The sequence below is a fragment of the Providencia sp. PROV130 genome, from assembly GCF_028482225.1.
In the GTDB taxonomy this organism is placed as follows: domain Bacteria; phylum Pseudomonadota; class Gammaproteobacteria; order Enterobacterales; family Enterobacteriaceae; genus Providencia; species Providencia rettgeri.
The window spans coordinates 1-24798 of record NZ_JAMPQC010000043.1 but is presented as its reverse complement, the minus strand read 5'-3'; the positions used below and the strand labels follow the sequence as shown (position 1 = coordinate 24798).

The following is a 24798-nucleotide window of genomic DNA, read 5'->3' as shown; positions in this document are numbered from 1 at the left end:
ATAGCTTCATTTAGTTTTAAAGAAGGGCACCTTACTAGGTGCCCTTTTTATTGTCATAAACAAAATTACTTATCTTGTCCGTAATCTATTCTTTTGATTTAAATTGTTCGTGTAACAAACTTATTTGTAATAAATGACCTTTGTAAATCATTCTGAATGATAATTGAAATGCAAATCATTTTTATTTAAACTGTCTGTATGTGATTTATACAGGTAAGCACCATGTACATTTGTCTTTGTGAAGCGATTACTGATAAACAGATCAGAAATGCTGCAAGAAAGTATCAAGTAACCTCGCTGAAGGGGCTACGACAAATTTTGCCTGTAGGCTTAGAATGTGGGAAATGCATTAGGCAGACAAAGGCGATTTTATATGAAGAGCAAATGATTTTTGAGGATGCATGTGCCGCTGAGGTTGCATAGTATCTTATACCATTCAAATTATTCCCACCAAATTTATCACCTTTGGTTCAAATACATTGTGTAAAAATTACACTAACATCAATTTCAGTACTACACTTAAAAGACTGGAAGCGATGGAGGGTAGCAATGAAAGGTGATAAAAAAATGATAGCCCACCTAAATAAACTACTGGGCAATGAGTTAGTTGCAATAAACCAATATTTTTTGCATGCTCGTATGTTTAAAAATTGGGGACTTACACGCCTCAATGAGATGGAATATCACGAATCAATTGATGAAATGAAGCATGCGGACAAATATATAGAGCGAATTCTTTTTCTCGAAGGTATTCCTAACCTACAAGATCTTGGTAAGTTAAATATTGGTGAAGATGTTGAAGAAATGCTGAAGTCAGATTTGCAGCTTGAAATCGATGGGGCAAAAAACCTAAAAGAAGCTATTAAATACGCAGGTTCGGTTCATGACTACGTCAGCCGAGACCTGATGATTGAAATTTTAGCAGATGAAGAAAACCATATTGATTGGATAGAAACGCAATTAGAACTAATTACTCGCTTAGGAATTCAAAACTATCTTCAAGCGCAAGTTAAAGAAGAGTAATTTAGTATTTCCATAGCTACTTGCTAAGTAAACTTATAGTAAAAGCCTCCCAGTCACTTCATTTCCTAAGGCTGAGGGGCTTTTTGATGAATCTCTTCAAAAAAAACGCACATATTTTCCTCGATTACTTGTGTTTCCCTATAATTTACGTATAATGCGCGGGCTTACTGATGAGTAAGCCCTATATTTTAGGACTGAAATCTCAGTATTGAGTCAACGATTTGTTGCTCATTTAGACAATACTTCCGATTTGGAAGTTACATCAAGAACGATTACACTCTCCCATCAATCGAAATGGGTACGAGGAGTAATCATTTACGTTTATAAAATAGTTGGAGCTCTGGTCTCATGCAGAACCAAAGAATCCGTATCCGCCTGAAAGCTTTTGATCATCGTTTAATCGATCAATCAACTGCGGAAATCGTAGAGACTGCTAAGCGCACTGGTGCGCAAGTTCGTGGTCCTATCCCGCTGCCGACACGTAAAGAGCGTTTTACCGTTCTGATTTCTCCGCACGTTAACAAAGATGCGCGTGATCAGTACGAAATTCGCACTCACAAGCGTCTGGTTGACATCGTTGAGCCAACCGAAAAGACCGTTGATGCTCTGATGCGTCTGGACCTGGCTGCCGGCGTTGACGTGCAGATCAGCCTGGGTTAATCAGGTCGTCGAACGATTGAGAGGTTGAAACAATGAAAGGTTTAGTCGGTAAGAAAGTCGGTATGACTCGTATCTTCACTGAAGATGGCGTTTCTATACCTGTAACTGTTATCGAAATTGAAAATAACCGTGTTACTCAGGTTAAAACTGCAGAAACTGACGGTTATAATGCAATTCAGGTTACTACCGGTAGCAAAAAAGCTAACCGTGTAACTAAGCCTGAAGCAGGTCATTTCGCTAAAGCTGGCGTCGAAGCTGGCCGTATCCTACGTGAATTCCGCATTGAAGACAGTGCAGAATACACAGTAGGTCAAAGCATTAGCGTTGAAATTTTCGCTGACGTTAAAAAAGTCGACGTTACTGGTACATCTAAAGGTAAAGGTTTTGCCGGCACAGTTAAGCGCTGGAATTTCCGTACTCAAGATGCTACTCACGGTAACTCCTTGTCTCACCGTGTTCCGGGTTCTATCGGTCAAAACCAGACTCCGGGCAAAGTGTTTAAAGGCAAGAAAATGGCAGGCCAACTGGGTAATGAACGTGTAACTGTTCAAAGCTTAGATGTAGTACGTGTTGACGCTGAGCGCAACCTGCTGCTGGTCAAAGGTGCTGTTCCAGGAGCAACTGGTAGCAACCTGATCGTAAAACCGGCTGTCAAGGCTTAACGTCGAGGAGATAGGAATGGAATTGGTAATGAAAGACGCGCAAAGCGCGCTGACTGTTTCCGAAACTACCTTCGGGCGTGATTTCAATGAAGCGCTTGTCCACCAAGTAGTTGTTGCGTATGCAGCTGGTGCTCGTCAAGGTACTCGTGCTCAGAAAACTCGTGCTGAAGTTTCTGGTTCAGGTAAAAAACCATGGCGTCAAAAAGGTACTGGCCGTGCACGTTCTGGTTCAGTAAAGAGCCCAATTTGGCGCTCTGGTGGTGTTAGCTTCGCAGCTAAACCACAGGACCACAGTCAAAAAGTTAATAAGAAGATGTACCGTGGTGCTTTAAAAAGCATCCTCTCTGAGTTGGTACGTCAAGATCGTCTGATCGTTGTCGAGAAGTTCTCTGTTGAAGCACCTAAAACTAAGTTGCTGGCACAGAAACTGAAAGATATGGCTCTGGAAGATGTTCTGATCATCACTGCTGAATTAGATGAAAATCTGTTTTTAGCAGCACGCAACCTGTATAAGGTTGACGTTCGTGATGCAGCAGGTATTGACCCAGTTAGCCTGATCGCCTTCGACAAAGTGGTTATGACTGCTGATGCTGTGAAGCAAGTTGAGGAGATGCTGGCATGATCCGTGAAGAACGTCTGCTGAAAGTACTGCGCGCGCCGCATGTATCTGAAAAAGCTTCTACAGCGATGGAAAAAAGCAATACCATCGTTCTCAAAGTTGCGAAAGACGCGACTAAAGCAGAAATCAAAGCTGCTGTACAGAAACTGTTTGAAGTCGAAGTTGAAGGTGTTAACACTTTGCTGGTTAAAGGCAAAACTAAACGCCACGGTCAGCGTTTCGGTCGTCGTAGCGACTGGAAAAAAGCTTACGTCACGCTGAAAGAAGGCCAAAATTTGGACTTCATTAGCGGTGCTGAGTAAGTCGGAGGAGTAAAGAACAATGGCAGTTGTTAAATGTAAACCTACGTCTCCGGGCCGTCGCCACGTAGTTAAAGTGGTTAACCCTGAGCTGCATAAGGGTAAGCCTTATGCTCCGCTGTTAGAAAAAAACAGCAAATCCGGTGGTCGTAACAACAATGGCCGTATCACTACCCGTCATATCGGTGGTGGCCATAAGCAGCATTATCGTTTAGTTGACTTTAAACGCAACAAAGATGGTATTCCTGCAGTTGTTGAACGTTTGGAATATGATCCAAATCGTTCTGCGAACATTGCACTGGTTCTATATAAAGACGGTGAACGTCGTTATATTCTTGCACCAAAAGGCTTGAAAGCTGGTGACCAGATTCAATCTGGTGTTGATTCAGCAATCAAAGCTGGTAATGCACTGCCGATGCGCAACATCCCTGTTGGTTCTACAGTTCATAATATCGAACTGAAACCAGGTAAAGGTGGACAGTTAGCGCGTTCAGCAGGTACTTACGCTCAAATCGTTGCTCGTGATGGCGCTTATGTTTCATTACGTTTACGTTCTGGTGAAATGCGTAAAGTTTTAGCTGATTGCCGTGCAACTCTTGGTGAAGTTGGTAACGCTGAACATATGTTACGTGTTCTCGGTAAAGCTGGTGCTAGCCGCTGGCGTGGTATTCGTCCTACCGTTCGCGGTACTGCGATGAACCCAGTTGACCATCCACATGGTGGTGGTGAAGGCCGTAACTTTGGTAAACACCCAGTAACACCATGGGGCGTTCAAACCAAAGGTAAGAAAACTCGTAGCAACAAGCGTACTGATCAATTCATCGTACGTCATCGTTCTAAAAAATAATTAGAGGATAAACCATGCCACGTTCTCTCAAGAAAGGTCCTTTTATTGACCTGCACTTGCTGAAGAAGGTAGAGAAAGCGGTGGAAAGCGGAGACAAGAAGCCTCTTAAGACTTGGTCCCGTCGTTCAACGATCTTTCCTAATATGATCGGATTGACCATCGCTGTCCATAATGGTCGTCAGCATGTTCCAGTTTTCGTAACCGACGAAATGGTTGGTCACAAACTGGGTGAATTCGCACCGACTCGCACTTATCGCGGCCACGCGGCAGATAAGAAAGCTAAGAAACGTTAAGGATAGGAGGAAGAGATGGAAACTTTAGCTATGCATCGCCACGCTCGTTCTTCTGCCCAGAAGGTTCGCTTAGTTGCCGACCTGATTCGCGGTAAGAAAGTGTCGCAAGCTCTGGAAATTCTGACCTACACCAACAAGAAAGCTGCTGGTTTAGTGAAGAAAGTACTTGAATCTGCAATTGCTAACGCAGAGCAAAACGATGGCGCTGACATTGATGACCTGAAAGTTGCGAAAATTTTCGTAGACGAAGGTCCAACCATGAAACGCATCATGCCGCGTGCGAAAGGCCGTGCAGATCGTATTCTTAAGCGCACCAGCCACATTACTGTGGTTGTGTCCGATCGCTGAGACTCTGGAGACTAGCAATGGGTCAGAAAGTACATCCTAATGGTATTCGCCTGGGTATTGTCAAACCTTGGAACTCTACTTGGTATGCGAACACCAATGAATTCGCTGACAACCTAGACAGCGATTTTAAAGTACGCCAGTACTTGAATAAAGAATTGGCAAAAGCGTCAATCTCTCGCATCGTTATCGAACGTCCTGCGAAAAGCATCCGTGTGACTATTCACACTGCTCGCCCAGGTATCGTTATCGGTAAGAAAGGTGAAGACGTCGAAAAACTGCGTAAAACAGTAGCGGATATCGCTGGTGTTCCTGCGCAAATCAATATCGCCGAAGTTCGTAAACCAGAACTAGACGCTAAATTAGTTGCTGACAGCATCTCTTCACAGCTGGAACGTCGTGTTATGTTCCGTCGTGCTATGAAGCGTGCAGTACAGAACGCAATGCGTCTGGGCGCTAAAGGTATTAAAGTTGAAGTCAGTGGCCGCTTAGGTGGTGCTGAAATCGCTCGTACCGAGTGGTATCGTGAAGGCCGTGTGCCACTGCACACATTACGTGCTGATATCGATTACAACACTTCAGAAGCGCACACCACTTACGGTGTTCTCGGCGTTAAGGTATGGATCTTCAAAGGTGAGATTCTGGGTGGTATGGCTGCTGTTGAACAAGCTGAGAAACCAGCTGCTCAACCTAAAAAGCAGCAGCGTAAAGGCCGCAAGTAAGGAGAGTCGCTGATGTTACAACCAAAGCGTACAAAATTCCGTAAGGTGCACAAAGGCCGCAACCGTGGTCTAGCGCAAGGTACGGATGTTAGCTTCGGCACTTTCGGTCTTAAAGCTGTTGGCCGTGGTCGTCTGACTGCACGTCAGATCGAAGCGGCACGTCGTGCTATGACCCGTGCTATTAAGCGTCAAGGTAAAATCTGGATCCGTGTGTTCCCAGACAAACCAATCACTGAGAAACCACTCGAAGTTCGTATGGGTAAAGGTAAAGGTAACGTAGAATATTGGGTTGCCTTAATCCAGCCTGGTAAAGTACTGTACGAAATGGACGGTGTGCCTGAAGAGCTGGCTCGTGAGGCATTCTCTCTGGCAGCAGCGAAACTGCCTATCAAAACCACCTTTGTAACTAAGACGGTGATGTAATGAAAGCACAAGAGCTGCGCGAAAAAAGCGTTGAAGAGCTGAATGCTGAACTTTTGAACCTGTTACGTGAACAATTTAATTTACGTATGCAGGCTGCAAGTGGTCAGCTGCAACAGTCTCATCTGTTGAAACAAGTGCGTCGCGATATCGCACGTGTGAAGACTTTACTGACTGAGAAGGCAGGTGCGTAATGAGCGATAAAATCCGTACTCTGCAAGGTCGTGTAGTTAGCGATAAAATGGAGAAATCTATTGTTGTTGCTATCGAGCGTATGGTGAAACACCCTCTGTATGGTAAATTCATCCGTCGTACGACTAAATTGCACGTACATGACGAGAACAATGAATGTGGAATCGGTGACGTGGTAGAAATCCGCCAAACTCGTCCACTGTCTAAGACTAAGTCTTGGGCCTTAGTTCGCGTTGTAGAAAAAGCTGTTCTGTAATAGAATAACTTTTCCTGATGAATAAACGGCTCTTTTTCATTGAGCCGTTTATTTTTTTCTGTCCAACACGATGATGTGGTGTTATAATGCCGCGCCCTCGTAGTATGGGTATATTTGAACGGCCTCTTCATAATGAGGTGGCTCAGTAGTAGTTGACATTTAGCGGAGCACTAAAATGATCCAAGAACAGACTATGCTGAACGTGGCCGACAACTCCGGTGCACGTCGCGTAATGTGTATCAAGGTTCTAGGTGGCTCGCACCGTCGCTATGCACATGTAGGCGACATCATTAAAATTACTGTTAAAGAAGCAATTCCACGCGGTAAAGTTAAAAAGGGTGATGTCCTGAAAGCGGTAGTGGTGCGCACCAAGAAGGGTGTACGTCGCCCTGACGGTTCTGTCATTCGCTTCGATGGTAATGCTTGTGTGTTATTAAACAATAACAGCGAGCAAGTAATCGGTACGCGTATTTTTGGGCCGGTAACTCGTGAACTTCGTAACGAGAAGTTTATGAAAATTATCTCTCTGGCACCTGAAGTACTCTAAGGAGCGAAACTATGGCAGCGAAAATCCGTCGTGATGACGAAGTTATCGTGCTAACTGGGAAAGACAAAGGTAAGCGCGGTAAAGTAAAGCAGGTTATTTCTTCTAGTAAAGTTATTGTTGAAGGTATCAATCTGGTTAAAAAACATCAGAAGCCTGTACCGGCTCTGAACCAACCAGGTGGCATCGTTGAAAAAGAAGCGGCTATTCAAGTTTCTAACGTTGCAATCTTTAACGCGGCAACTGGTAAGGCTGACCGTGTAGGCTTTAGATTCGAAGACGGCAAAAAAGTCCGTTTCTTCAAATCTAACAGTGAAACTATCAAGTAATTTTTGGAGTATACGATGGCGAAACTGCATGATTACTATAAAGACGAAGTAGTTAATAAACTCATGACTGAGTTTAGCTACACTTCTGTCATGCAAGTCCCTCGGGTCGAGAAGATCACCCTGAATATGGGTGTTGGTGAAGCGATTGCTGATAAAAAACTGCTGGATAACGCAGCAGCTGATTTAACAGCGATCTCAGGTCAAAAACCTTTGATCACCAAAGCACGCAAATCTGTTGCAGGCTTCAAAATCCGTCAGGGCTATCCAATCGGCTGTAAAGTAACCCTGCGTGGCGAACGCATGTGGGAGTTCCTTGAGCGTCTGATTTCTATTGCTGTACCACGTATTCGTGACTTCCGTGGCTTGTCCGCTAAGTCTTTCGATGGTCGCGGTAACTACAGCATGGGTGTTCGTGAACAAATCATCTTCCCTGAAATCGATTACGATAAAGTGGATCGCGTGCGTGGTTTAGATATTACTATCACCACTACTGCGAAATCAGATGACGAAGGTCGCGCACTGTTAGCAGCGTTCAACTTCCCGTTCCGCAAGTAAGGCAGGGTACTCATGGCTAAGAAATCTATGAAAGCGCGTGATGTTAAACGTGCTAAATTAGCTGAGAAATTCTTCGCAAAACGCGTAGAACTGAAAGCTATCATCTCTGATGTTAAAGCATCTGATGAAGATCGCTGGGACGCTGTTCTCAAGCTGCAAACACTGCCACGTGATTCAAGTCCTTCTCGTCAGCGTAACCGCTGCCGTCAAACAGGGCGTCCGCACGGTTTCCTGCGGAAGTTTGGTCTGAGCCGTATTAAAGTCCGTGAAGCCGCTATGCGCGGTGAAATCCCGGGCCTTAAAAAGGCAAGTTGGTAATTCCATTTGAATCACGGGAGTAAAGACAGATGAGCATGCAAGATCCCATCGCGGATATGCTGACCCGTATCCGTAACGGTCAGGCCGCGAACAAAGTTGCGGTCACCATGCCTTCCTCCAAGCTGAAAGTGGCAATTGCCAAAGTGCTGAAGGAAGAAGGTTATATTGAAGATTTTAAAATTGAAGGCGACATCAAGCCAGAATTGGAACTGACTTTACGTTATTTCCAAGGCAAGGCTGTTGTAGAAAGCATTCAGCGTGTAAGCCGCCCAAGTCTGCGCATCTATAAGAAAAAAGATGAGCTGCCACAAGTTATGGCTGGTTTAGGTATCGCTGTTGTTTCTACCTCTAAAGGTGTCATGACTGATCGTGCAGCTCGCCAAGCTGGTCTTGGTGGCGAGATTCTCTGCTACGTAGCTTAATTCGGGAGGAAAGAATGTCTCGTGTGGCAAAAGCACCCGTCGTCATTCCTGCCGGCGTAGAGGTAAAACTCAACGGTCAGGTTATTTCGATTAAGGGTAAAAACGGCGAGCTTACTCGTACTATCCATAATGCAGTTGAAGTTAAAAGCGAAGACAATCAACTGACTTTCGCACCACGCGAAGGTTTTGATGATGCATGGGCACAAGCGGGTACTACTCGTTCACTGTGCAATGCAATGGTTGTTGGTGTTACCGAAGGCTTCACTAAAAAGCTTCAACTGGTCGGTGTTGGTTACCGTGCAGCAATCAAAGGCAATGCAGTAAGCTTGTCTTTAGGTTTCTCGCATCCGGTTGAACTCGCACTGCCAGCAGGCATTACTGCTGAATGCCCAACACAAACTGAAATCGTACTGAAAGGTGCGGATAAGCAAGTGATTGGTCAAGTTGCAGCAGAACTGCGTGCTTACCGTCGTCCTGAACCTTATAAAGGTAAAGGTGTTCGTTACGCCGATGAAATCGTGCGTACCAAAGAGGCTAAGAAGAAGTAAGGTAACACTATGGATAAGAAAGCAGCTCGTATCCGTCGTGCGACCCGCGCACGCCGTAAGATCCAAGAATTGGGTGCGACTCGCCTGGTGGTACATCGTACTCCACGCCATATTTATGCGCAGGTTATCGCACCAAACGGTTCTGAAACATTGGTTGCAGCTTCTACTACAGAAAAAGCTATCAATGAACAAGTTAAGTTTACTGGAAACAAAGACGCAGCAGCAATTGTTGGTAAATTAGTTGCTGAACGCGCACTGGAAAAAGGCATCACTGTTGTTGCTTTTGACCGTTCTGGTTTCCAATATCATGGTAGAGTCCAGGCACTGGCAGATGCTGCCCGTGAAGCTGGCCTTCAGTTCTAAGGTAGAGGTGTAAGATGGCTCACATCGAGAAACAAGCTGGCGAACTGCAGGAAAAGCTGATCGCGGTAAACCGCGTAGCAAAAACCGTTAAAGGTGGCCGTATTTTCAGCTTTACCGCACTGACTGTAGTTGGTGATGGTAACGGTCGCGTTGGTTTTGGCTACGGCAAAGCGCGCGAAGTTCCGGCAGCAATCCAGAAAGCGATGGAAAAAGCCCGTCGCAGTATGAAAACCGTTGCTCTAAACAACGGCACATTGTTCCACCCTGTGAAAGGTACACACACTGGTTCTCGTGTGTTTATGCAACCTGCTCACGAAGGTACCGGTATCATTGCCGGCGGTGCAATGCGTGCTGTTTTAGAAGTAGCTGGAGTTCGCAACGTACTGGCTAAAACCTATGGTTCCACAAACCCAATCAACGTGGTTCGTGCAACACTGGATGCTTTAGACAGCATGAAGTCTCCAGAAATGGTCGCAGCTAAGCGTGGAAAATCCGTCGAAGAAATTCTGGGGTAATCGGCTATGGCTAAGACTATTAAAATTACACAAGTTCGCAGTTCAATCGGTCGTCTGCCTAAGCATAAGGCAACACTGGTCGGTTTAGGTCTGCGTCGCATTGGTCATACAGTAGAGCGCGAGGATACTCCTGCTGTACGTGGTATGGTCAACTTGGTTTCCTACATGGTTAAAGTTGAGGAGTAAGAGATGCGTTTAAATACTCTGTCTCCGGCTGAAGGTGCCAAGCACGCGCCTAAACGCGTAGGTCGTGGTATCGGTTCTGGTCTGGGTAAAACCGGCGGCCGTGGTCACAAAGGTCAGAAATCTCGTTCTGGCGGTGGCGTACGTCGTGGTTTCGAAGGTGGCCAGATGCCTTTATACCGTCGTTTACCGAAATTCGGTTTCACTTCACGTAAAGCAATGATCACTGCAGAGATTCGTCTGTCTGATTTTGCTGCTGTTGAAGGCGATGTTATTGATCTGAACGCACTGAAAGCCGCGAACGTTGTTGGCATCCAGATTGAATATGCTAAAGTTATTCTGTCTGGCGAAGTGAACCGTGCAGTTACTGTACGTGGCCTTCGTGTTACTAAAGGTGCTCGCGCTGCAATCGAAGCTGCCGGCGGTAAAATTGAGGAATAAGTGACAGATGGCTAAACAACCAGGATTAGATTTTCAAAGTGCCAAGGGTGGAGCTGGCGAACTTAAACGCAGACTTTTGTTTGTAATTGGTGCGCTAATTGTTTTCCGAATTGGTTCTTTTATTCCAATCCCTGGTATTGATGCCACTGTGCTTGCCAAATTGCTCGAACAGCAACAAGGCACCATCATTGAAATGTTTAACATGTTCTCTGGTGGTGCTCTTAGCCGTGCTTCTATCTTTGCTTTGGGTATCATGCCGTATATTTCGGCATCGATCATTATCCAATTATTATCAGTGGTTAATCCACGATTAGCAGAGATCAAGAAGGAAGGAGAAGCAGGTCGTCGGAAGATAAGCCAATATACTCGCTGGGGTACTCTGGTATTAGCAATATTCCAATCTATTGGTATTGCAATGGGTCTACCGAATATGCCAGGGATGCAAGGGTTAGTCATTGATCCAGGCCTCCCGTTCTACTTTACGGCAGTTGTTAGCTTAGTCACAGGGACTATGTTCCTAATGTGGTTAGGTGAGCAGATAACTGAAAGAGGTATCGGTAACGGTATTTCTATCATTATCTTCGCTGGTATTGTTGCGGGGTTACCGCCGGCTATTGGCCATACCATCGAGCAAGCTCGGCAAGGCGATCTGCACTTCCTCCTGTTGCTGTTGGTTGCGGTGTTAGTATTCGCGGTTACTTTCTTTGTTGTGTTTATGGAACGTGGTCAACGTCGTATCGTCGTTAATTACGCTAAACGTCAGCAAGGTCGCCGTGTTTACGCAGCACAAAGTACGCATTTACCGTTAAAAGTGAATATGGCGGGTGTAATTCCTGCAATTTTTGCTTCCAGTATCATACTATTCCCGGGTACAATAGCTTCTTGGTTTGGTGATGGAACTGGCTGGGACTGGTTGACTACAATTTCTATGTATTTGCAGCCTGGTCAACCGTTATATGTGTTACTTTATGCATCTGCGATCATCTTCTTCTGTTTCTTCTATACGGCGTTGGTTTTCAACCCAAGAGAAACAGCAGATAACCTGAAGAAGTCCGGTGCATTTGTACCAGGAATTCGTCCGGGAGAGCAAACGGCCAAGTACATTGATAAGGTAATGACTCGCTTAACATTAGTTGGTGCATTATATATTACCTTCATCTGCCTAATCCCGGAGTTCATGCGTGACGCAATGAAAGTACCTTTTTACTTTGGTGGTACTTCCCTCTTAATCGTGGTTGTCGTTATCATGGACTTTATGGCTCAAGTGCAAACTCTGATGATGTCAAGTCAGTATGAGTCTGCATTGAAGAAAGCAAACCTGAAAGGTAAGTAATCACTTAGTGTGATTATGGTTTGCTTAGAAGTTACGGAGAGTAAAAATGAAAGTTCGTGCTTCCGTCAAGAAATTATGCCGTAACTGCAAAATTATCCGTCGCAATGGTAGCGTTCGTGTAATTTGTAGTGTTGAACCAAGACATAAACAACGTCAAGGTTAAGAAAAAGCATTTTTTTCTTGCAAAGTTGGGTTGAGCTGGCTAAATTAGCCAGCCAATCTTTTTTATCTAAGATACATTATTGTTTGAGTATCCTGAAAACGGGCTTTTCAGCACAGTAATGTATATTTTAACTTAGGAGTGCATAGTGGCCCGTATAGCAGGCATTAACATTCCTGATCATAAACATACTGTAATCGCTTTAACATCGATTTTCGGTATCGGTAAGACCCGTTCACAGGCTATCTGTGAAGCAACAGGTATTGCTGAAAATGTTAAGATCAGTGAGCTGTCTGAAGAACAAATCGACAAGCTGCGTGACGAAGTTGCTAAATACGTTGTAGAAGGTGACTTACGTCGTGAAATTACCCTGAGCATCAAGCGTCTGATGGACCTTGGATGTTACCGTGGTTTACGTCATCGTCGTGGTCTTCCTGTGCGCGGACAGCGTACTAAGACTAACGCTCGTACCCGTAAGGGTCCGCGTAAGCCGATCAAGAAATAAGTCGGGGTATTGAATAATGGCAAAAGCACCAATTCGTGCACGTAAGCGTGTAAGAAAACAAGTCTCAGACGGTGTGGCTCATATCCATGCTTCTTTCAACAACACAATCGTTACTATTACTGACCGTCAAGGTAACGCATTAGGTTGGGCAACTGCCGGTGGTTCCGGTTTCCGTGGTTCTCGCAAATCTACTCCGTTCGCAGCTCAGGTTGCAGCAGAGCGTTGCGCAGAAGCTGTGAAAGAATACGGAATCAAAAACCTGGAAGTTATGGTTAAGGGACCGGGTCCGGGTCGCGAATCAACAATTCGTGCTCTGAACGCCGCTGGTTTTCGCATCACTAATATTACTGATGTGACTCCTATCCCTCATAACGGTTGTCGCCCACCGAAAAAACGTCGCGTTTAATACGTTTCGTTTTTTTTAGGACTGTTGGAGAAAGAAAATGGCTAGATATTTGGGTCCTAAGCTCAAGCTGAGCCGTCGCGAAGGAACAGACCTCTTTCTGAAGTCTGGTGTTCGCGCGATTGACACCAAGTGTAAATTAGAACAGGCTCCAGGCCAGCACGGTGCGCGTAAACCGCGTCTGTCTGACTATGGTGTCCAGTTACGTGAAAAACAAAAAGTTCGTCGTATGTTCGGTGTTCTGGAACGTCAATTCCGTAACTATTACAAAGAAGCAACACGCCTGAAAGGCAACACAGGTGAAAACCTGCTGACTTTGCTGGAAGGTCGTCTTGATAACGTCGTTTACCGTATGGGCTTTGGCGCAACTCGCGCAGAAGCACGTCAAATGGTTAGCCACAAAGCTATCATGGTAAATGGTCGCGTAGTTAATATCGCTTCTTATCAGGTTTCCCCGAATGACGTTATCAGCGTTCGTGAGAAAGCTAAAAAACAGTCTCGTATTAAGGCTGCTTTAGAGCTGGCTGAACAGCGTGAGAAGCCAACTTGGCTGGAAGTTGATGCTGCTAAAATGGAAGGTGTGTTCAAACGTATTCCTGAACGTACTGACTTGTCTGCGGACATTAACGAACACCTGATCGTCGAGCTTTACTCCAAGTAAAGCTTAGCACCAAAGAGAGGACACAATGCAGGGTTCTGTGACAGAGTTTCTAAAACCGCGCCTGGTAGATATCGAGCAAGTGAGTTCGACGCACGCTAAGGTGACCCTTGAGCCTTTAGAGCGTGGCTTTGGCCATACTCTTGGTAACGCACTGCGCCGTATTCTGCTTTCGTCTATGCCGGGTTGTGCGGTGACAGAGGTTGAAATTGATGGTGTACTGCATGAGTACAGCACCAAAGAAGGTGTACAGGAAGATATCCTGGAGATTCTCCTCAACCTGAAAGGGCTGGCGGTAAAAGTTCAGGGGAAAGATGAAGTTATTTTAACCTTGAATAAATCTGGCATTGGCCCTGTGACTGCAGCCGACATCATCCATGATGGTGATGTCGAAATCGTCAAGCCACAGCACATCATCTGCCACCTGACTGACGAAAGCGCATCTATTAATATGCGAATTAAAGTACAGCGTGGTCGTGGTTATGTGCCGGCTTCTGCCCGAGTTCATTCGGAAGAAGATGAGCGCCCAATCGGTCGTTTGTTAGTCGATGCTTGCTACAGCCCAGTAGAGCGTATAGCCTACAATGTTGAAGCAGCTCGTGTTGAGCAACGTACAGACTTGGATAAGTTAGTTATTGAAATGGAAACTAACGGTACAATCGATCCTGAAGAGGCGATTCGCCGTGCGGCAACCATTCTGGCTGAACAACTTGAAGCTTTTGTTGACTTACGTGATGTACGTCAGCCTGAAGTTAAGGAAGAAAAACCAGAATTCGATCCTATCTTATTGCGCCCAGTTGACGATCTGGAATTGACTGTCCGCTCTGCTAACTGCCTCAAAGCAGAAGCTATCCACTACATCGGTGATCTGGTACAGCGTACAGAAGTTGAGTTGCTTAAAACTCCGAATCTTGGTAAGAAATCTCTTACTGAAATTAAAGACGTCTTGGCATCTCGTGGTCTTTCTCTGGGCATGCGCTTAGAAAATTGGCCACCAGCAAGTATTGCTGATGATTAAGATCACAGGTTAAGGTTTTACTGAGAAGGATAAGGTCATGCGCCATCGTAAGAGTGGTCGTCAATTGAACCGCAACAGCAGCCACCGCCAAGCTATGTTCCGTAACATGGCAGGTTCTTTAGTTCGTCATGAAATCATCAAGACGACTCTGCCTAAAGCGAAAGAACTGCGTCGCGTCGTTGAGCCGCTGATTACTCTTGCCAAGACCGACAGCGTAGCTAATCGTCGTCTGGCATTCGCACGTACTCGTGATAACGAGATCGTTGCAAAATTATTTAATGAACTGGGACCTCGTTTCGCAGCTCGTGCAGGTGGTTACACTCGTATTCTTAAGTGTGGCTACCGTACAGGTGACAACGCTCCGATGGCTTACATCGAGCTTGTTGACCGTGCTGTTGAGTCTCAAGAAGCAGCTGCAGAGTAATCTGTCGTCGCTTTCAGGAAAACCGGGTATATTTGCCCGGTTTTTTTGTACCTGCTATTCTTAACTTATTCAAAGATAATTTCTGCCCTCTTGAATTTTCTGTTACTAACCCTTATTTATTCGCTGAGGTGATATTCATGAGTATGTATAAAATCGGTGAAATTGCTAGGTTGGCTGATGTAACTCCAGACACAATTCGTTTTTATGAAAAACAAGGTTTGATGGGACACAAAGAAAGAACTGAAGGTGGGTATCGGTTATTTACTGAGCATGATCTGCAGCGTTTGCGTTTTATTCGTTATGCAAAACAGTTAGGCTTTACTTTAGAAGCTATCACTGAGCTACTCTCAATACGGGTTGATCCTGAACATCATACTTGTCAGGAATCTAAACAGATTGTAGATCTTAGATTACTTGAAGTCGAAAAAAAGATACAAGAGCTTATTATTATGCGCGATTCGTTGAAGATGTTAAGTTCAGTATGTTGTGGTGAAGAACATGCGACAACGTATTGCTCTATTATGGAAATATTAGAGAAAGGCGCATCTAAAGTTTATTAATTATATAATTAGCTAACTATATGAAGGTATATTATGAGTAAATATCAACATAAACGTGGTGAGATTAAAGATAATGCGATTGAAGCATTACTCCATGACCCACTATTTCGCCAGAGAGTTGAGAAAAATAAAAAAGGAAAAGGCAGCTATACAAGGAAAGGTAAGAATAATAAGGCGAGTAACTGGGAGGCCAGTGGTAATAGGTTTATTTACTTATTACCACTGGCCTTTTAGTTATTTTTTATTTTGTTCTTTCAAAAGATCACGAATTTCTGATAATAGAACTTCTTCTTTAGAAGGTGGCGCAGGCTCTGCTGGTGCGGCTTCTTTTTCGCGGCGAACTTTATTCATAACTTTAATTGCCATAAAGATAGCAAAGGCAACAATAACAAAGTCAAAAACAGTTTGTATAAACATACCATAATTTAGTACAACTGCTGGTAAATCACCCTGTGCTTCTTTCAGCACGATGCTGAATGATTTAAAATCAACACCACCGATTAGTAACCCTAGCGGAGGCATGATGACATCAGCAACTAATGAAGATACAATTTTACCAAATGCGGCACCAATAATAATACCGACTGCCATATCCACTACATTACCTTTCATGGCAAATTCGCGGAAATCTTTTAAAAAGCTCATTAGACGACCCCTTAATAAATAACTCAATTGAAACAAAACATGTATTAGGTTAACAAATTATAGTCGCTAGAATTATTAAGCTGCAAATATTTACTATTTTTATTTTTTATAAGAAGAATGGACTCGGTTGAAATAATTTTTCAACTTCGGGTACATACTTTTTATCTGTAATAAACATAATGACATGGTCACCTTGTTCAATAATATGGTAATCACTAGCTATAATGACTTCTTCTTCTCGGACAATCGCACCAATAATAGTTCCTGGAGGAAGTTTAATTTCAGATATTTTTTTACCAACAACTTTTGACGTATTTTCATCACCGTGTGCAATTGCCTCAATGGCTTCCGCAACACCTCTTCTTAAAGATGAGACATTGACTATATCTGCTTTTCTGACATGGCTTAGTAAAGCAGAAATAGTTGCTTGCTGAGGTGAAATAGCAATGTCAATGACCCCACCTTGAACAAGTTCAACGTATGCAGAGCGTTGTATAAGCACCATTGCTTTTTTAGCACCCATTTTTTTAGCTAACATAGCAGACATAATATTAGCTTCATCATCATTTGTTAGGGCAATAAAAACATCCATTTGCTCTATGTGCTCTTCAGTGAGTAACTCTTGGTCGGATGCATCTCCATAAAACACAATTGTATCATGCAGTAGCTCAGCAAGTTCTGTTGCACGCTTCTGGTTGCGTTCAATAAGTTTCACGCTGTAATCTTTTTCTAGCCGTCTTGCTAGACCAGCTCCAACGTTGCCACCACCAACTATCATCAAACGTTTGTATGGTTTTTCTAACCTTTGCAACTCACTCATTACGGCTCGGATATGTTGTGTAGAAGCAACAAAAAAAACTTCGTCTCCCGCTTCAATGATTGTTGAGCCTTGCGGCCGGATAGGCCTATCTTGGCGGAAAATAGCGACAACGCGAGTATCAATATGTGGCATATGTTCGCGTAAACTCGATAATGCATTACCCACAAGTGAACCGCCGTAATAAGCTTTTACAGCAACAATACTGACTTTACCTTCTGCAAAGTTTACAACTTGAAGAGCGCCGGGGTATTGAATTAATTTATAGATATAATCGATAACTAATTGTTCAGGCGATATTAAGTAGTCAATTGGGATTTGTTCAGGTAGGAACAGTTTGTCGGATTCACGGATATATTCAGTTGCCCTGATACGCGCTATTTTATTTGGGGTATTGAATAGGCTATAGGCAATCTGGCAAGCAATCATGTTAGTTTCATCGGAATTGGTCACTGCTACTAACATATCCGCATCTTCTGCACCTGCATCTCGAAGCACTCTAGGGTGAGAACCATGGCCATTTACCACTCGTAGATCGAATTGATCCTGTAACTGACGTAAGCGATCAGCATCGGTATCGACGACGGTAATATCATTGTTCTCATCAACTAAATTTTCAGCAAGCGTGCCGCCAACTTGCCCAGCACCTAGAATAATGATCTTCATTACATATTCCTATATCAGAGACCTGGCTACAATTTCCTACACTTTTTTAATTAAGCGAGCATAAAAGAAACCATCACCACCATTAGTACTTGGTAATATTTGTAATCCAGCATCAGTACCGTCATTAAGACAGGCGTCATTATGTTTAGATAGGAAATTTTGTATTTGTTTTCCGTTTTCTTCGGGCATAATTGAACAAGTCGCATAGACCAGTGTGCCGCCCGGTTTTAAATAAGGCCAGATAGCTTCGAGAATTTGAGTTTGTAGTTGTGCTAATTCATTTATGTCTGAATCACGACGTAGCCATTTAATGTCAGGATGACGTCGAATAACGCCTGTTGCGGAACAAGGAGCATCAAGCAAAATACGATCAAATTGCTGACCTTGAGCCCATGTTTCAGGATGTGTTCCGTCTCCTTGTATAACAACGGCATGTTGCTTTAGGCGAATTAAATTTTCTTTCACTCTTTTAAGGCGCGATTCATCAATGTCTACAGCAATAACATTGGCCTTAGGGGCTAATTCTAAAATATGGGTTGTTTTTCCACCTGGTGCTGCACATAAATCTAAAATACTATCCCCATTTTGCGGTTCGAGTAATTCAGCACAGCCTTGCGCTGAAACATCTTGTACTGTCGACCAACCATCTTCAAAGCCTGGAAGATGAGAAACTGCTGTAGGTTCATCTAAGCGGATAGCATTTGGATGTGAAGAGTGCAAATGTGCGGTTATCTCAGATTGCTCTAATAAGTTGAGATATTGTGCAGCGGTGTGATGCTGAGAGTTTACTCTTAACCACATAGGTGGGCGTTGGTTATTTGCTTCAATAATAGATTGCCAATCATCTGGATAGGCTGTTTGTAGGCGCTTTAATAACCAGCTTGGATGTAAATATTGGCTAGTGTTGTTAGCAATTCTTTCTTCTAATTGTCCTTGTTGACGCTGAAATGAGCGCAACACGCCATTAATAAGCCCTTTTAATTGAGGTTTTTTCAGTGCTACAGCTCCATTTACTGTTTCTGCTAATGCAGCATGAGGCGGAATGCGAGTATAAAGTAGCTGATAGATACCTACCATAATTAAGTAATGCAGGGTTCTTTGTTTACCCGTTAATGGTTTTTCCATTAGCTGACTAATAAACCATTCAAGCTTAGGTAAATAACGTAAAACGCCAAAGCAAATTTCTTGTAATAAAGCTTTATCTTTATCATTGATATTGCGTTGTAAGTCAGGCAATACAGTGCTTAGTGATTGTCCGTTATCAAGGACTTGATTAATTGCTGTTGCCGCGATACTACGCAAATTATATGTGTTTTTCATATGGTGAAGATGAATATATTAGTGGCTGAAATAAAACTGCCTGAAGGTATCAGGCAGTTTACAAGTTCGTTATGCTAGGATTTGCTCTGGAGTAAACCATTCGCGACGAGAGTTTAGGATATCTTGTGCACTCATTGCTTTTTTGCCAGGCGGTTGTAGCTGAGTAATATTTAGTATGCCATTTCCTGTGGCGATACATATACCTTTTTTATCAGCGCTAATAATTGTTCCTGGTTGCTTGTCATGTTCGTCTGCGAATACTTCAGCTTGCCAAACTTTAATGAGTTGATCTTCAACCATGAAATAACTCATTGGCCAAGGATTGAAAGCACGAATACAACGCTCAATATGTACAGCATCATCTTGCCAGTTGATGCGAGCTTCCTCTTTCGATAATTTTTCAGCATAATTTGCTAATGAATCGTCTTGTTTCTCAGCAACGCATTGACCTGCGGATAACATCTCAACAGTATGAATTAATGCTTCAGGGCCTGTTATTGCTAATTTATCATATAACGAGGCGCTCGTATCACTAGTGCTAATTGGACAAATTGCTTTGTAAAGCATGTCTCCAGTATCTAAACCTGCGTCCATTTGCATAATAGTCACACCCGTTTCAGTATCACCAGCCCAAATAGAACGTTGAATTGGTGCTGCTCCTCTCCAGCGAGGTAACAAAGAGCCGTGAACATTCAAGCAACCTAAGCGAGGGATATCAAGAACGGCTTGTGGTAAAATCAATCCATAAGCAACAACTATCATTAAGTCTGCATTTTGGTTTTTTATCCACTGCTGGTTCTCGCTATCTCTAAGAGATATTGGTTGAAAAACAGGGAGTTGGTTTTCTTCAGCGAGCACCTTGACAGGGCTTGGTGTTAATTTTTTACCTCTCCCTGCAGGTTTATCATGGCGAGTGAGAACGCCTACGATTTGGTGCCTGGTACCTAAGAGAGCAGCTAAGTGTTTGGCCGCAAAATCTGGTGTACCCGCAAAAATAATTTTCAATGGCTCTGACACGTTAATTTCCCTATTTATATTTAGCGAACTAGCTATTCTTGGCTTCTTTTGCTCTTAGTCTGTCTAGTTTTTCAACTTTCTGGCGGATGCGCTGACGTTTTAAAGGCGATAAATAGTCAACAAATAGCTTACCAACAAGGTGGTCCATTTCATGTTGGATACAGATAGCTAATAAACCATCAGCCTCTAGTTCAAAAGACTCGCCGTTATAGTTTAGTGCACGAACTTTTACCTGCTCAGCACGAGGGACGAAGCCATGTTGTTCCGGAATAGACAAGCAACCCTCTTCGATACCTGTTTCCCCAGATTTATCCAATAATTCAGGGTTAATAAGAACTAAGCGCTCATCACGAGTTTCGGACACATCAATGACGATGATTCGCTGGTGGATATCGACTTGCGTTGCTGCAAGGCCAATACCTTCTTCTTCATACATGGTATCGAACATATCATCAACGATACGCTGTATAGAAGCATCAACTTTGTCTACTGGCTTAGCAATTGTGCGTAAGCGTTCGTCTGGATAATGTAATACGTTTAAGACTGACATAAATTTTTCGAGCGGTTTCCAAAATGTGAATGGGAATTAATGACTATTCTAGACATTTCTCTTTCATATTGACAGTATTGGTTATGATTTGTTCACTGAAGAACCTATTTGTTAATGAGTCAGGATGACAATAATGGATACCCAAGAAATTTGGTTAAGGATGTCTCAAGTTAAAAGGCTATTACCCCTGAATGCAGTAAGAATAATTAATGAGCTAAAACAACTAAATAAAATTAGCTATCAGGCTTTACACCATCATGGTTTGAATGAAATACAGCAATTACAATTTATGAATGTCTCTATGCACCGGCTAGAAAAAGTACAAGCATGGCTTTCAGATAAACATCATCAAATGATTACTTACTGTGATTCCCATTACCCTTTTTTATTAAAGCAAATCTACAGTCCTCCTCTTTTATTATTTGCCGTGGGAAAAAGTGAATTATTGGTAGCGCCACAAATTGCTATCGTTGGCAGTCGTAGAGCAAGTGAATATGGCAGAATATGGACTAACCTGTTTGTAAAGAGTTTTGTTCACCATGGTATAACCATCACTAGTGGGCTTGCATTAGGTATCGACGGTATAAGCCATAAAGCAGCTCTAGATAATAGAGGTGAAACAATTGCGGTTTTAGGTAGCGGATTAGCAAATATTTACCCGCGTCAACATGCTGAATTAGCTGAAAAGATTAAAAATTATGGTGCGTTGATTTCAGAATATTGGCCGGATGTACCACCATTACCTAAGCAATTTCCCAAGAGAAACCGTATTATTAGTGGGTTAAGTAAAGCAGTTGTTGTCATTGAAGCTGGAATGAAAAGTGGATCATTAATAACTGCTAGATATGCATTAGAGCAAAACCGTGACTTATTTACATTGCCTGCTCCATTGGGTAATTCTGCATTCCATGGTAACCATTGGCTATTGCAGCAAGGAGCTTATCTATTAGCTGAACCTGAAGATGTATTGCAACATATTGGTGATGGGTTAAATTGGATACAAACAGAATTGCCTATAGAAAAGGTATCACTTGAGTTTAGTGTGGTAGAAAATAAAATTTTAGGTATGGTGGGGTACCAAGCGACACCAGTAGATGTCATTGCAGAACAGACCCAAATTCCTGTTACTCAAATAATTACCATATTAACTGAGATGGAAATCAATGGAGTAGTTAGCTCGGGGGCTGGTGGGTATACCAGAGTCACTTAGTTAAAAGCAACAGTAGAGAAAAACATGTCTAAACAACTGCCCTTCGATACAGAGAAAAATGAACATTGTCCAGAATGCGATTCCTTGCTTGTTATCCGCAATAGTTCACATGGGCCTTTTTTGGGTTGTTCAAGTTATCCACAATGTCATTATATGAGGCCGCTAAGGCCTACAGTAGAAAGTCATATTATTAAAGTATTAAGTGGTCAACATTGTCCTAAATGTAGCCATGACTTAGTGCTGAAGCAAGGCCGATTTGGCATGTTTATTGGTTGTAGTAATTATCCTGAATGTGAACATATTGAGCTAATTGATAAGCCGGATGAAACTAAAATTTCTTGCCCGCAATGCCAAACAGGGAATTTATTACAGAGAAAATCGCGTTTCGGTAAGACTTTTTATGCTTGTGATAATTATCCTAACTGTCAGTTTATATTAAATAATAAGCCTATTACTGGTAAATGTAAGTATTGTGAATATCCATTACTTATGGAAAAAAGGGGGGGACAGGGAGTAAGATTATTTTGTGCCAGCAAACGCTGCGGTAAGCAACAAGAAGAATAATGAGTTAAAACTATGTCAAATATATCTACACCTGCAATTGAAAGTATCATAAGTTCATTACAACACGAGGAGGTTATTGCCTACCCAACAGAAGCCGTATTTGGTTTAGGCTGTGACCCAGATAGTGAAAAGGCAGTACATAAGTTATTAGAATTGAAGCAACGTCCTTGGGAAAAAGGATTAATCCTGATTGCTGATAGCTATGAACAATTAAAAGACTATATAGATGATGAGCAGTTAACGGAAGATCAGAAACAAGCGATGTTTGCAACATGGCCGGGGCCAGTAACATGGGTGATCCCCGCAAAAACAACGACGCCAAAATGGTTGACCGGCCGGTTTGATACCATCGCAGTGAGGGTTACAGACCATGAATTAGTAAAAAGCTTATGCCGTCATTATGGCAAACCTTTAGTGTCTACAAGTGCAAATTTAAGTGGTTTAGAGCCTTGTCGAACAACAGTAGAAGTAATTGCTCAATTTAAAGGAAGTGTTCCTGTCCTCGATGGAACAGTGGGTGGCCGCCAAAATCCTTCGGAAATAAGAGACGCAAAAACAGGGCAACTATATCGTAAAGGATAATATTGATGGAAATGTTTGCGGTTTTTGGCAATCCAATTCAACACAGTAAATCACCTGTTATACATAAAATGTTTGCAGAGCAAACAGGCATTTCACTGAAATATGAAAAAATCCTAGCACCAGTAGAGGGTTTCGAGCAAAGCTTAATAGAGTTTTTTTCACAAGGTGGAAAGGGAGCAAACATTACATTGCCATTTAAGGAGCGTGCCTTCCAGGCCGTTTCTGAATTAACAGCGAGAGCTCAAACTTGTGGTGCAGTTAATACGGTCATGAAGCTTGATGATCATCGATTGCTAGGAGACAACACAGATGGAATGGGGCTTTTGTTAGATTTACAGCGTTTGAATTTTGTACATCCAAGTAGCCGAATATTAATAGTTGGTGCTGGTGGTGCAACACGTGGAGCATTATTGCCACTTTTAGAATATGGCTGTGATATCACTTTAACAAATAGAACCTTTTCTAAAGCTGTGTTATTAATTAACGAATTTTCAGCGCTGGGGAAAATATGCGGGAAGGAGATCTCACAGATCGTATCTGCTGATTTTGATCTGATCATCAATGCGACTTCATCTGGTGTGAATGGAGAGGTTCCTGCAATTGATCCAAATGTATTTAGCCATCAAGTTGCATGTTATGACATGTTTTATCAATCGTCATTAACTCCTTTCCTTGAATTTGCGGCTCAACACCAAGTGACTAAGATAGCGGATGGTTTAGGTATGCTTGTAGGACAAGCTGCATTTTCTTTTAAGCTATGGCATGGCGTTCTTCCTGAAATTACACCTGTTCTATCTGCTTTATATAAGGAATTGAAAGGGTGAATCAGCAAATTCAATTTCCTGATAGAGAAGAGTGGGATGAGCTATTCAAGCAAGTACGTTTTCCTGTGTTGATCAGCGGAATGCTTGCCGAATGTGCAATTTCTCAGTCATTGCTATTTCAACGCTATGGTAAAGAAGAAACACCTCTGAGGTTATTTCAGCAGTATCGATGGGATATAGAAGAAGAGTTTGAAGCCTTGATTGAACAAGGCTTCGATGGTGAAGACGGGCTTTACGTATTATCAGAAGCTAAATAGTTATTTTTCCATTCAACATAGTTATTCGCTGAATAACGTAAATGACCTAACTCAGCATCAGTCAATTTTCGGATGGCTTTTGCTGGGCTCCCTGTATATAAGTAACCGGACTCGAGCCTTTTTCCTTGAGTTACTAAACTGTTAGCTCCAATAATAACGTCATCTTCGACTATAGCCCCATCAATAACAATTGAGCCCATTCCAACCAGTACTCTATTCCCTATAGTGCAACCATGTAACATGACTTTATGACCAATGGTGACATCTTCTCCAATAATTAACGGGTTCCCCTCAGGGTTACTGGCAGATTTATGCGTGACATGTAGTACTGAGCCATCTTGGATATTGGTGCGTGCGCCAATAGAGATATAGTTAACATCACCACGCAAAACACTGAGAGGCCAAATACTGACATCATCAGCTATGCGAACATCTCCAATTACAACAGAAGATGGGTCAATGAAAACGCGTGCATTAATTGAAGGATAAATACCTAAATAAGGGCGTAAAAGTGTGTTCATAGTGATAACCGTAAAAAGAAATAAAGGATAGCTGTTAAATAACTCGCTAATTCATTATGATTTTATGAGCCAGGTTGGCTGCTAAAGTTAGAATTATAGGCATGAAGTCGCTTCTTTTATAATCGTTATGCAGCGAAAAAGCACAAGATGGCTATTTTATCCGCAAACGGAGTTTTTTTTAAAAAAAAAGGTTGTGTAATTCTGAAGG

General features: G+C 42.8%; 43 protein-coding genes. 37 read left to right on the top strand and 6 right to left on the bottom strand.

What is annotated here, in order from left to right; all coding sequences use genetic code 11:
* The first annotated feature begins 222 nt into the window (after positions 1 to 222).
* The 32 genes from bfd to PSF28_RS21970 all read left to right on the top strand — a co-directional run bounded on the left by bfd (position 223) and on the right by PSF28_RS21970 (position 15851).
* Positions 223 to 423 carry a bacterioferritin-associated ferredoxin gene (gene bfd / locus PSF28_RS22125; RefSeq protein ID WP_004907122.1) on the top strand — a complete coding sequence of 67 codons (201 nt, stop codon included), beginning with the start codon at positions 223 to 225 and terminating at the stop codon, positions 421 to 423.
* A gap of 126 nt (positions 424 to 549) precedes the next feature.
* Complete coding sequence (gene bfr, locus PSF28_RS22120) at positions 550 to 1023, top strand: bacterioferritin (protein WP_272685653.1); 474 nt, start codon at positions 550 to 552, stop codon at positions 1021 to 1023.
* Between the two features lie 348 nt (positions 1024 to 1371).
* Positions 1372 to 1683, top strand: a complete 312-nt coding sequence (gene rpsJ, locus PSF28_RS22115; protein WP_001181005.1) for a 30S ribosomal protein S10 — start codon at positions 1372 to 1374, stop codon at positions 1681 to 1683.
* Positions 1684 to 1715: 32 nt separating this feature from the next.
* Positions 1716 to 2345, top strand: coding sequence for a 50S ribosomal protein L3 (gene rplC / locus PSF28_RS22110; RefSeq protein ID WP_004265414.1), 630 nt, complete (start codon positions 1716 to 1718; stop codon positions 2343 to 2345).
* A 16-nt stretch (positions 2346 to 2361) separates the two neighbouring features.
* Positions 2362 to 2967 carry a 50S ribosomal protein L4 gene (rplD, locus tag PSF28_RS22105; protein ID WP_004265418.1) on the top strand — a complete coding sequence of 202 codons (606 nt, stop codon included), beginning with the start codon at positions 2362 to 2364 and terminating at the stop codon, positions 2965 to 2967.
* Entirely contained in the window at positions 2964 to 3266 is a 303-nt protein-coding gene (gene rplW, locus PSF28_RS22100) for a 50S ribosomal protein L23 (protein WP_004265420.1), read from the top strand. The genes rplD and rplW overlap by 4 nt, the downstream gene beginning before the upstream one ends.
* A 19-nt stretch (positions 3267 to 3285) precedes the next feature.
* Positions 3286 to 4110: a 50S ribosomal protein L2 gene (gene rplB, locus PSF28_RS22095; RefSeq protein WP_004907128.1), complete on the top strand. Its 825-nt coding sequence runs from the start codon at positions 3286 to 3288 to the stop codon at positions 4108 to 4110.
* Positions 4111 to 4124: 14 nt separating this feature from the next.
* Positions 4125 to 4403 carry a 30S ribosomal protein S19 gene (rpsS, locus tag PSF28_RS22090; protein ID WP_004265426.1) on the top strand — a complete coding sequence of 93 codons (279 nt, stop codon included), beginning with the start codon at positions 4125 to 4127 and terminating at the stop codon, positions 4401 to 4403.
* Between the two features lie 15 nt (positions 4404 to 4418).
* The gene (gene rplV / locus PSF28_RS22085) at positions 4419 to 4751 is read left to right on the top strand and encodes a 50S ribosomal protein L22 (RefSeq protein WP_004265430.1); all 333 of its coding nucleotides are present in this window, start codon (positions 4419 to 4421) and stop codon (positions 4749 to 4751) included.
* A 17-nt stretch (positions 4752 to 4768) separates the two neighbouring features.
* The gene (gene rpsC / locus PSF28_RS22080; RefSeq protein ID WP_004907131.1) at positions 4769 to 5470 is read left to right on the top strand and encodes a 30S ribosomal protein S3; all 702 of its coding nucleotides are present in this window, start codon (positions 4769 to 4771) and stop codon (positions 5468 to 5470) included.
* 12 nt (positions 5471 to 5482) lie between these two features.
* Positions 5483 to 5893, top strand: a complete 411-nt coding sequence (rplP, locus tag PSF28_RS22075; protein ID WP_004265436.1) for a 50S ribosomal protein L16 — start codon at positions 5483 to 5485, stop codon at positions 5891 to 5893.
* On the top strand, positions 5893 to 6084 hold the full coding sequence (rpmC, locus tag PSF28_RS22070; RefSeq protein WP_004265442.1) for a 50S ribosomal protein L29: 192 nt from the start codon (positions 5893 to 5895) through the stop codon (positions 6082 to 6084). Before rplP ends, rpmC begins: the two co-directional genes overlap by 1 nt.
* Positions 6084 to 6338, top strand: a complete 255-nt coding sequence (gene rpsQ, locus PSF28_RS22065) for a 30S ribosomal protein S17 (protein ID WP_004265446.1) — start codon at positions 6084 to 6086, stop codon at positions 6336 to 6338. Before rpmC ends, rpsQ begins: the two co-directional genes overlap by 1 nt.
* A 175-nt stretch (positions 6339 to 6513) precedes the next feature.
* Positions 6514 to 6885, top strand: coding sequence for a 50S ribosomal protein L14 (rplN, locus tag PSF28_RS22060; protein WP_004265449.1), 372 nt, complete (start codon positions 6514 to 6516; stop codon positions 6883 to 6885).
* Between the two features lie 11 nt (positions 6886 to 6896).
* Positions 6897 to 7211, top strand: coding sequence for a 50S ribosomal protein L24 (gene rplX, locus PSF28_RS22055; RefSeq protein WP_004265452.1), 315 nt, complete (start codon positions 6897 to 6899; stop codon positions 7209 to 7211).
* Between the two features lie 15 nt (positions 7212 to 7226).
* The gene (gene rplE, locus PSF28_RS22050; RefSeq protein WP_004265455.1) at positions 7227 to 7766 is read left to right on the top strand and encodes a 50S ribosomal protein L5; all 540 of its coding nucleotides are present in this window, start codon (positions 7227 to 7229) and stop codon (positions 7764 to 7766) included.
* Between the two features lie 12 nt (positions 7767 to 7778).
* On the top strand, positions 7779 to 8084 hold the full coding sequence (gene rpsN, locus PSF28_RS22045; protein ID WP_004265458.1) for a 30S ribosomal protein S14: 306 nt from the start codon (positions 7779 to 7781) through the stop codon (positions 8082 to 8084).
* Between the two features lie 29 nt (positions 8085 to 8113).
* Positions 8114 to 8506, top strand: coding sequence for a 30S ribosomal protein S8 (gene rpsH, locus PSF28_RS22040; RefSeq protein WP_004907134.1), 393 nt, complete (start codon positions 8114 to 8116; stop codon positions 8504 to 8506).
* 14 nt (positions 8507 to 8520) lie between these two features.
* Positions 8521 to 9054 (top strand): 50S ribosomal protein L6, encoded by a 534-nt coding sequence (gene rplF / locus PSF28_RS22035; protein ID WP_272685652.1) that lies wholly within the window; start codon positions 8521 to 8523, stop codon positions 9052 to 9054.
* Positions 9055 to 9063: 9 nt separating this feature from the next.
* A complete protein-coding gene (rplR, locus tag PSF28_RS22030; protein ID WP_004907138.1) occupies positions 9064 to 9417 on the top strand; it encodes a 50S ribosomal protein L18 in 354 nt (117 codons plus the stop codon).
* Positions 9418 to 9431: 14 nt separating this feature from the next.
* Entirely contained in the window at positions 9432 to 9932 is a 501-nt protein-coding gene (rpsE, locus tag PSF28_RS22025) for a 30S ribosomal protein S5 (protein WP_004265471.1), read from the top strand.
* Positions 9933 to 9938: 6 nt separating this feature from the next.
* Complete coding sequence (rpmD, locus tag PSF28_RS22020; RefSeq protein ID WP_004265475.1) at positions 9939 to 10118, top strand: 50S ribosomal protein L30; 180 nt, start codon at positions 9939 to 9941, stop codon at positions 10116 to 10118.
* Positions 10119 to 10121: 3 nt separating this feature from the next.
* Positions 10122 to 10556: a 50S ribosomal protein L15 gene (gene rplO / locus PSF28_RS22015; protein ID WP_004265478.1), complete on the top strand. Its 435-nt coding sequence runs from the start codon at positions 10122 to 10124 to the stop codon at positions 10554 to 10556.
* A gap of 7 nt (positions 10557 to 10563) precedes the next feature.
* Entirely contained in the window at positions 10564 to 11889 is a 1326-nt protein-coding gene (secY, locus tag PSF28_RS22010) for a preprotein translocase subunit SecY (protein ID WP_004265481.1), read from the top strand.
* A gap of 46 nt (positions 11890 to 11935) precedes the next feature.
* Positions 11936 to 12052 (top strand): 50S ribosomal protein L36, encoded by a 117-nt coding sequence (rpmJ, locus tag PSF28_RS22005; RefSeq protein WP_004265484.1) that lies wholly within the window; start codon positions 11936 to 11938, stop codon positions 12050 to 12052.
* A gap of 145 nt (positions 12053 to 12197) precedes the next feature.
* Entirely contained in the window at positions 12198 to 12554 is a 357-nt protein-coding gene (gene rpsM / locus PSF28_RS22000) for a 30S ribosomal protein S13 (RefSeq protein WP_004907144.1), read from the top strand.
* A 16-nt stretch (positions 12555 to 12570) separates the two neighbouring features.
* Positions 12571 to 12960: a 30S ribosomal protein S11 gene (gene rpsK / locus PSF28_RS21995; protein WP_002919257.1), complete on the top strand. Its 390-nt coding sequence runs from the start codon at positions 12571 to 12573 to the stop codon at positions 12958 to 12960.
* Positions 12961 to 12997: 37 nt separating this feature from the next.
* Positions 12998 to 13618, top strand: coding sequence for a 30S ribosomal protein S4 (gene rpsD, locus PSF28_RS21990; RefSeq protein ID WP_004907147.1), 621 nt, complete (start codon positions 12998 to 13000; stop codon positions 13616 to 13618).
* A 25-nt stretch (positions 13619 to 13643) separates the two neighbouring features.
* Entirely contained in the window at positions 13644 to 14633 is a 990-nt protein-coding gene (locus PSF28_RS21985) for a DNA-directed RNA polymerase subunit alpha (protein WP_004265491.1), read from the top strand.
* A 37-nt stretch (positions 14634 to 14670) separates the two neighbouring features.
* Positions 14671 to 15057: a 50S ribosomal protein L17 gene (gene rplQ / locus PSF28_RS21980; protein WP_004907152.1), complete on the top strand. Its 387-nt coding sequence runs from the start codon at positions 14671 to 14673 to the stop codon at positions 15055 to 15057.
* A gap of 143 nt (positions 15058 to 15200) precedes the next feature.
* Positions 15201 to 15617, top strand: a complete 417-nt coding sequence (gene zntR / locus PSF28_RS21975; protein WP_210838208.1) for a Zn(2+)-responsive transcriptional regulator — start codon at positions 15201 to 15203, stop codon at positions 15615 to 15617.
* A gap of 33 nt (positions 15618 to 15650) precedes the next feature.
* The gene (locus PSF28_RS21970) at positions 15651 to 15851 is read left to right on the top strand and encodes an alternative ribosome-rescue factor A (RefSeq protein ID WP_210838202.1); all 201 of its coding nucleotides are present in this window, start codon (positions 15651 to 15653) and stop codon (positions 15849 to 15851) included.
* Here the strand turns inward: PSF28_RS21970 and mscL are convergent, their stop codons facing one another.
* From mscL to def, 5 genes are all read right to left on the bottom strand, one after another.
* Complete coding sequence (gene mscL / locus PSF28_RS21965) at positions 15852 to 16262, bottom strand: large-conductance mechanosensitive channel protein MscL (protein ID WP_004907161.1); 411 nt, start codon at positions 16260 to 16262, stop codon at positions 15852 to 15854. It abuts the gene before it with no gap.
* Positions 16263 to 16368: 106 nt separating this feature from the next.
* Entirely contained in the window at positions 16369 to 17745 is a 1377-nt protein-coding gene (trkA, locus tag PSF28_RS21960; protein ID WP_115168139.1) for a Trk system potassium transporter TrkA, read from the bottom strand.
* A gap of 36 nt (positions 17746 to 17781) precedes the next feature.
* Positions 17782 to 19065: a 16S rRNA (cytosine(967)-C(5))-methyltransferase RsmB gene (gene rsmB / locus PSF28_RS21955; protein ID WP_210838199.1), complete on the bottom strand. Its 1284-nt coding sequence runs from the start codon at positions 19063 to 19065 to the stop codon at positions 17782 to 17784.
* A gap of 69 nt (positions 19066 to 19134) precedes the next feature.
* Positions 19135 to 20082: a methionyl-tRNA formyltransferase gene (gene fmt, locus PSF28_RS21950; protein ID WP_210838196.1), complete on the bottom strand. Its 948-nt coding sequence runs from the start codon at positions 20080 to 20082 to the stop codon at positions 19135 to 19137.
* Positions 20083 to 20110: 28 nt separating this feature from the next.
* Positions 20111 to 20632, bottom strand: a complete 522-nt coding sequence (gene def, locus PSF28_RS21945) for a peptide deformylase (RefSeq protein WP_004907170.1) — start codon at positions 20630 to 20632, stop codon at positions 20111 to 20113.
* Positions 20633 to 20765: 133 nt separating this feature from the next.
* Between def and dprA the strand changes: the two genes are divergently transcribed.
* The 5 genes from dprA to PSF28_RS21920 are packed head-to-tail and all read left to right on the top strand — an operon-like array spanning position 20766 to position 24069.
* A complete protein-coding gene (dprA, locus tag PSF28_RS21940) occupies positions 20766 to 21842 on the top strand; it encodes a DNA-processing protein DprA (protein ID WP_210838193.1) in 1077 nt (358 codons plus the stop codon).
* Positions 21843 to 21866: 24 nt separating this feature from the next.
* Positions 21867 to 22406: a DNA topoisomerase family protein gene (locus PSF28_RS21935; protein ID WP_004907176.1), complete on the top strand. Its 540-nt coding sequence runs from the start codon at positions 21867 to 21869 to the stop codon at positions 22404 to 22406.
* A 12-nt stretch (positions 22407 to 22418) separates the two neighbouring features.
* Complete coding sequence (tsaC, locus tag PSF28_RS21930; protein WP_210838190.1) at positions 22419 to 22988, top strand: L-threonylcarbamoyladenylate synthase type 1 TsaC; 570 nt, start codon at positions 22419 to 22421, stop codon at positions 22986 to 22988.
* A gap of 5 nt (positions 22989 to 22993) precedes the next feature.
* On the top strand, positions 22994 to 23812 hold the full coding sequence (gene aroE, locus PSF28_RS21925; RefSeq protein WP_210838185.1) for a shikimate dehydrogenase: 819 nt from the start codon (positions 22994 to 22996) through the stop codon (positions 23810 to 23812).
* Complete coding sequence (locus PSF28_RS21920) at positions 23809 to 24069, top strand: DUF1488 domain-containing protein (RefSeq protein ID WP_210838183.1); 261 nt, start codon at positions 23809 to 23811, stop codon at positions 24067 to 24069. Before aroE ends, PSF28_RS21920 begins: the two co-directional genes overlap by 4 nt.
* On the opposite strand, the gene PSF28_RS21915 is transcribed toward PSF28_RS21920, so the two are convergent.
* Positions 24045 to 24590 (bottom strand): gamma carbonic anhydrase family protein, encoded by a 546-nt coding sequence (locus PSF28_RS21915; protein ID WP_004907188.1) that lies wholly within the window; start codon positions 24588 to 24590, stop codon positions 24045 to 24047. The two genes, PSF28_RS21920 and PSF28_RS21915, sit on opposite strands and share 25 nt — an antisense overlap.
* Positions 24591 to 24798: the final 208 nt, after the last annotated feature.

Coding starts and splice junctions, on each gene's coding strand:
- rpsS (WP_004265426.1), top strand. CDS start 4,125: ATGCCACGTTCTCTCAAGAAAGGTCCTTTTATTGACCTGCACTTGCTG.
- rpsQ (WP_004265446.1), top strand. CDS start 6,084: ATGAGCGATAAAATCCGTACTCTGCAAGGTCGTGTAGTTAGCGATAAA.
- rpsJ (WP_001181005.1), top strand. CDS start 1,372: ATGCAGAACCAAAGAATCCGTATCCGCCTGAAAGCTTTTGATCATCGT.
- rpmC (WP_004265442.1), top strand. CDS start 5,893: ATGAAAGCACAAGAGCTGCGCGAAAAAAGCGTTGAAGAGCTGAATGCT.
- rplD (WP_004265418.1), top strand. CDS start 2,362: ATGGAATTGGTAATGAAAGACGCGCAAAGCGCGCTGACTGTTTCCGAA.
- bfr (WP_272685653.1), top strand. CDS start 550: ATGAAAGGTGATAAAAAAATGATAGCCCACCTAAATAAACTACTGGGC.
- rplE (WP_004265455.1), top strand. CDS start 7,227: ATGGCGAAACTGCATGATTACTATAAAGACGAAGTAGTTAATAAACTC.
- secY (WP_004265481.1), top strand. CDS start 10,564: ATGGCTAAACAACCAGGATTAGATTTTCAAAGTGCCAAGGGTGGAGCT.
- rplO (WP_004265478.1), top strand. CDS start 10,122: ATGCGTTTAAATACTCTGTCTCCGGCTGAAGGTGCCAAGCACGCGCCT.
- PSF28_RS21935 (WP_004907176.1), top strand. CDS start 21,867: ATGTCTAAACAACTGCCCTTCGATACAGAGAAAAATGAACATTGTCCA.
- rpmJ (WP_004265484.1), top strand. CDS start 11,936: ATGAAAGTTCGTGCTTCCGTCAAGAAATTATGCCGTAACTGCAAAATT.
- rpsK (WP_002919257.1), top strand. CDS start 12,571: ATGGCAAAAGCACCAATTCGTGCACGTAAGCGTGTAAGAAAACAAGTC.
- PSF28_RS21915 (WP_004907188.1), bottom strand. CDS start 24,590: ATGAACACACTTTTACGCCCTTATTTAGGTATTTATCCTTCAATTAAT.
- rplW (WP_004265420.1), top strand. CDS start 2,964: ATGATCCGTGAAGAACGTCTGCTGAAAGTACTGCGCGCGCCGCATGTA.
- rplN (WP_004265449.1), top strand. CDS start 6,514: ATGATCCAAGAACAGACTATGCTGAACGTGGCCGACAACTCCGGTGCA.
- rplV (WP_004265430.1), top strand. CDS start 4,419: ATGGAAACTTTAGCTATGCATCGCCACGCTCGTTCTTCTGCCCAGAAG.
- rpsH (WP_004907134.1), top strand. CDS start 8,114: ATGAGCATGCAAGATCCCATCGCGGATATGCTGACCCGTATCCGTAAC.
- tsaC (WP_210838190.1), top strand. CDS start 22,419: ATGTCAAATATATCTACACCTGCAATTGAAAGTATCATAAGTTCATTA.
- zntR (WP_210838208.1), top strand. CDS start 15,201: ATGTATAAAATCGGTGAAATTGCTAGGTTGGCTGATGTAACTCCAGAC.
- aroE (WP_210838185.1), top strand. CDS start 22,994: ATGGAAATGTTTGCGGTTTTTGGCAATCCAATTCAACACAGTAAATCA.
- rsmB (WP_210838199.1), bottom strand. CDS start 19,065: ATGAAAAACACATATAATTTGCGTAGTATCGCGGCAACAGCAATTAAT.
- PSF28_RS21985 (WP_004265491.1), top strand. CDS start 13,644: ATGCAGGGTTCTGTGACAGAGTTTCTAAAACCGCGCCTGGTAGATATC.
- dprA (WP_210838193.1), top strand. CDS start 20,766: ATGGATACCCAAGAAATTTGGTTAAGGATGTCTCAAGTTAAAAGGCTA.
- rplR (WP_004907138.1), top strand. CDS start 9,064: ATGGATAAGAAAGCAGCTCGTATCCGTCGTGCGACCCGCGCACGCCGT.
- bfd (WP_004907122.1), top strand. CDS start 223: ATGTACATTTGTCTTTGTGAAGCGATTACTGATAAACAGATCAGAAAT.
- rplP (WP_004265436.1), top strand. CDS start 5,483: ATGTTACAACCAAAGCGTACAAAATTCCGTAAGGTGCACAAAGGCCGC.
- trkA (WP_115168139.1), bottom strand. CDS start 17,745: ATGAAGATCATTATTCTAGGTGCTGGGCAAGTTGGCGGCACGCTTGCT.
- rpsD (WP_004907147.1), top strand. CDS start 12,998: ATGGCTAGATATTTGGGTCCTAAGCTCAAGCTGAGCCGTCGCGAAGGA.
- rplX (WP_004265452.1), top strand. CDS start 6,897: ATGGCAGCGAAAATCCGTCGTGATGACGAAGTTATCGTGCTAACTGGG.
- rpsC (WP_004907131.1), top strand. CDS start 4,769: ATGGGTCAGAAAGTACATCCTAATGGTATTCGCCTGGGTATTGTCAAA.
- rplQ (WP_004907152.1), top strand. CDS start 14,671: ATGCGCCATCGTAAGAGTGGTCGTCAATTGAACCGCAACAGCAGCCAC.
- rpsN (WP_004265458.1), top strand. CDS start 7,779: ATGGCTAAGAAATCTATGAAAGCGCGTGATGTTAAACGTGCTAAATTA.
- rplB (WP_004907128.1), top strand. CDS start 3,286: ATGGCAGTTGTTAAATGTAAACCTACGTCTCCGGGCCGTCGCCACGTA.
- rplF (WP_272685652.1), top strand. CDS start 8,521: ATGTCTCGTGTGGCAAAAGCACCCGTCGTCATTCCTGCCGGCGTAGAG.
- rpmD (WP_004265475.1), top strand. CDS start 9,939: ATGGCTAAGACTATTAAAATTACACAAGTTCGCAGTTCAATCGGTCGT.
- mscL (WP_004907161.1), bottom strand. CDS start 16,262: ATGAGCTTTTTAAAAGATTTCCGCGAATTTGCCATGAAAGGTAATGTA.
- def (WP_004907170.1), bottom strand. CDS start 20,632: ATGTCAGTCTTAAACGTATTACATTATCCAGACGAACGCTTACGCACA.
- PSF28_RS21970 (WP_210838202.1), top strand. CDS start 15,651: ATGAGTAAATATCAACATAAACGTGGTGAGATTAAAGATAATGCGATT.
- rplC (WP_004265414.1), top strand. CDS start 1,716: ATGAAAGGTTTAGTCGGTAAGAAAGTCGGTATGACTCGTATCTTCACT.
- rpsE (WP_004265471.1), top strand. CDS start 9,432: ATGGCTCACATCGAGAAACAAGCTGGCGAACTGCAGGAAAAGCTGATC.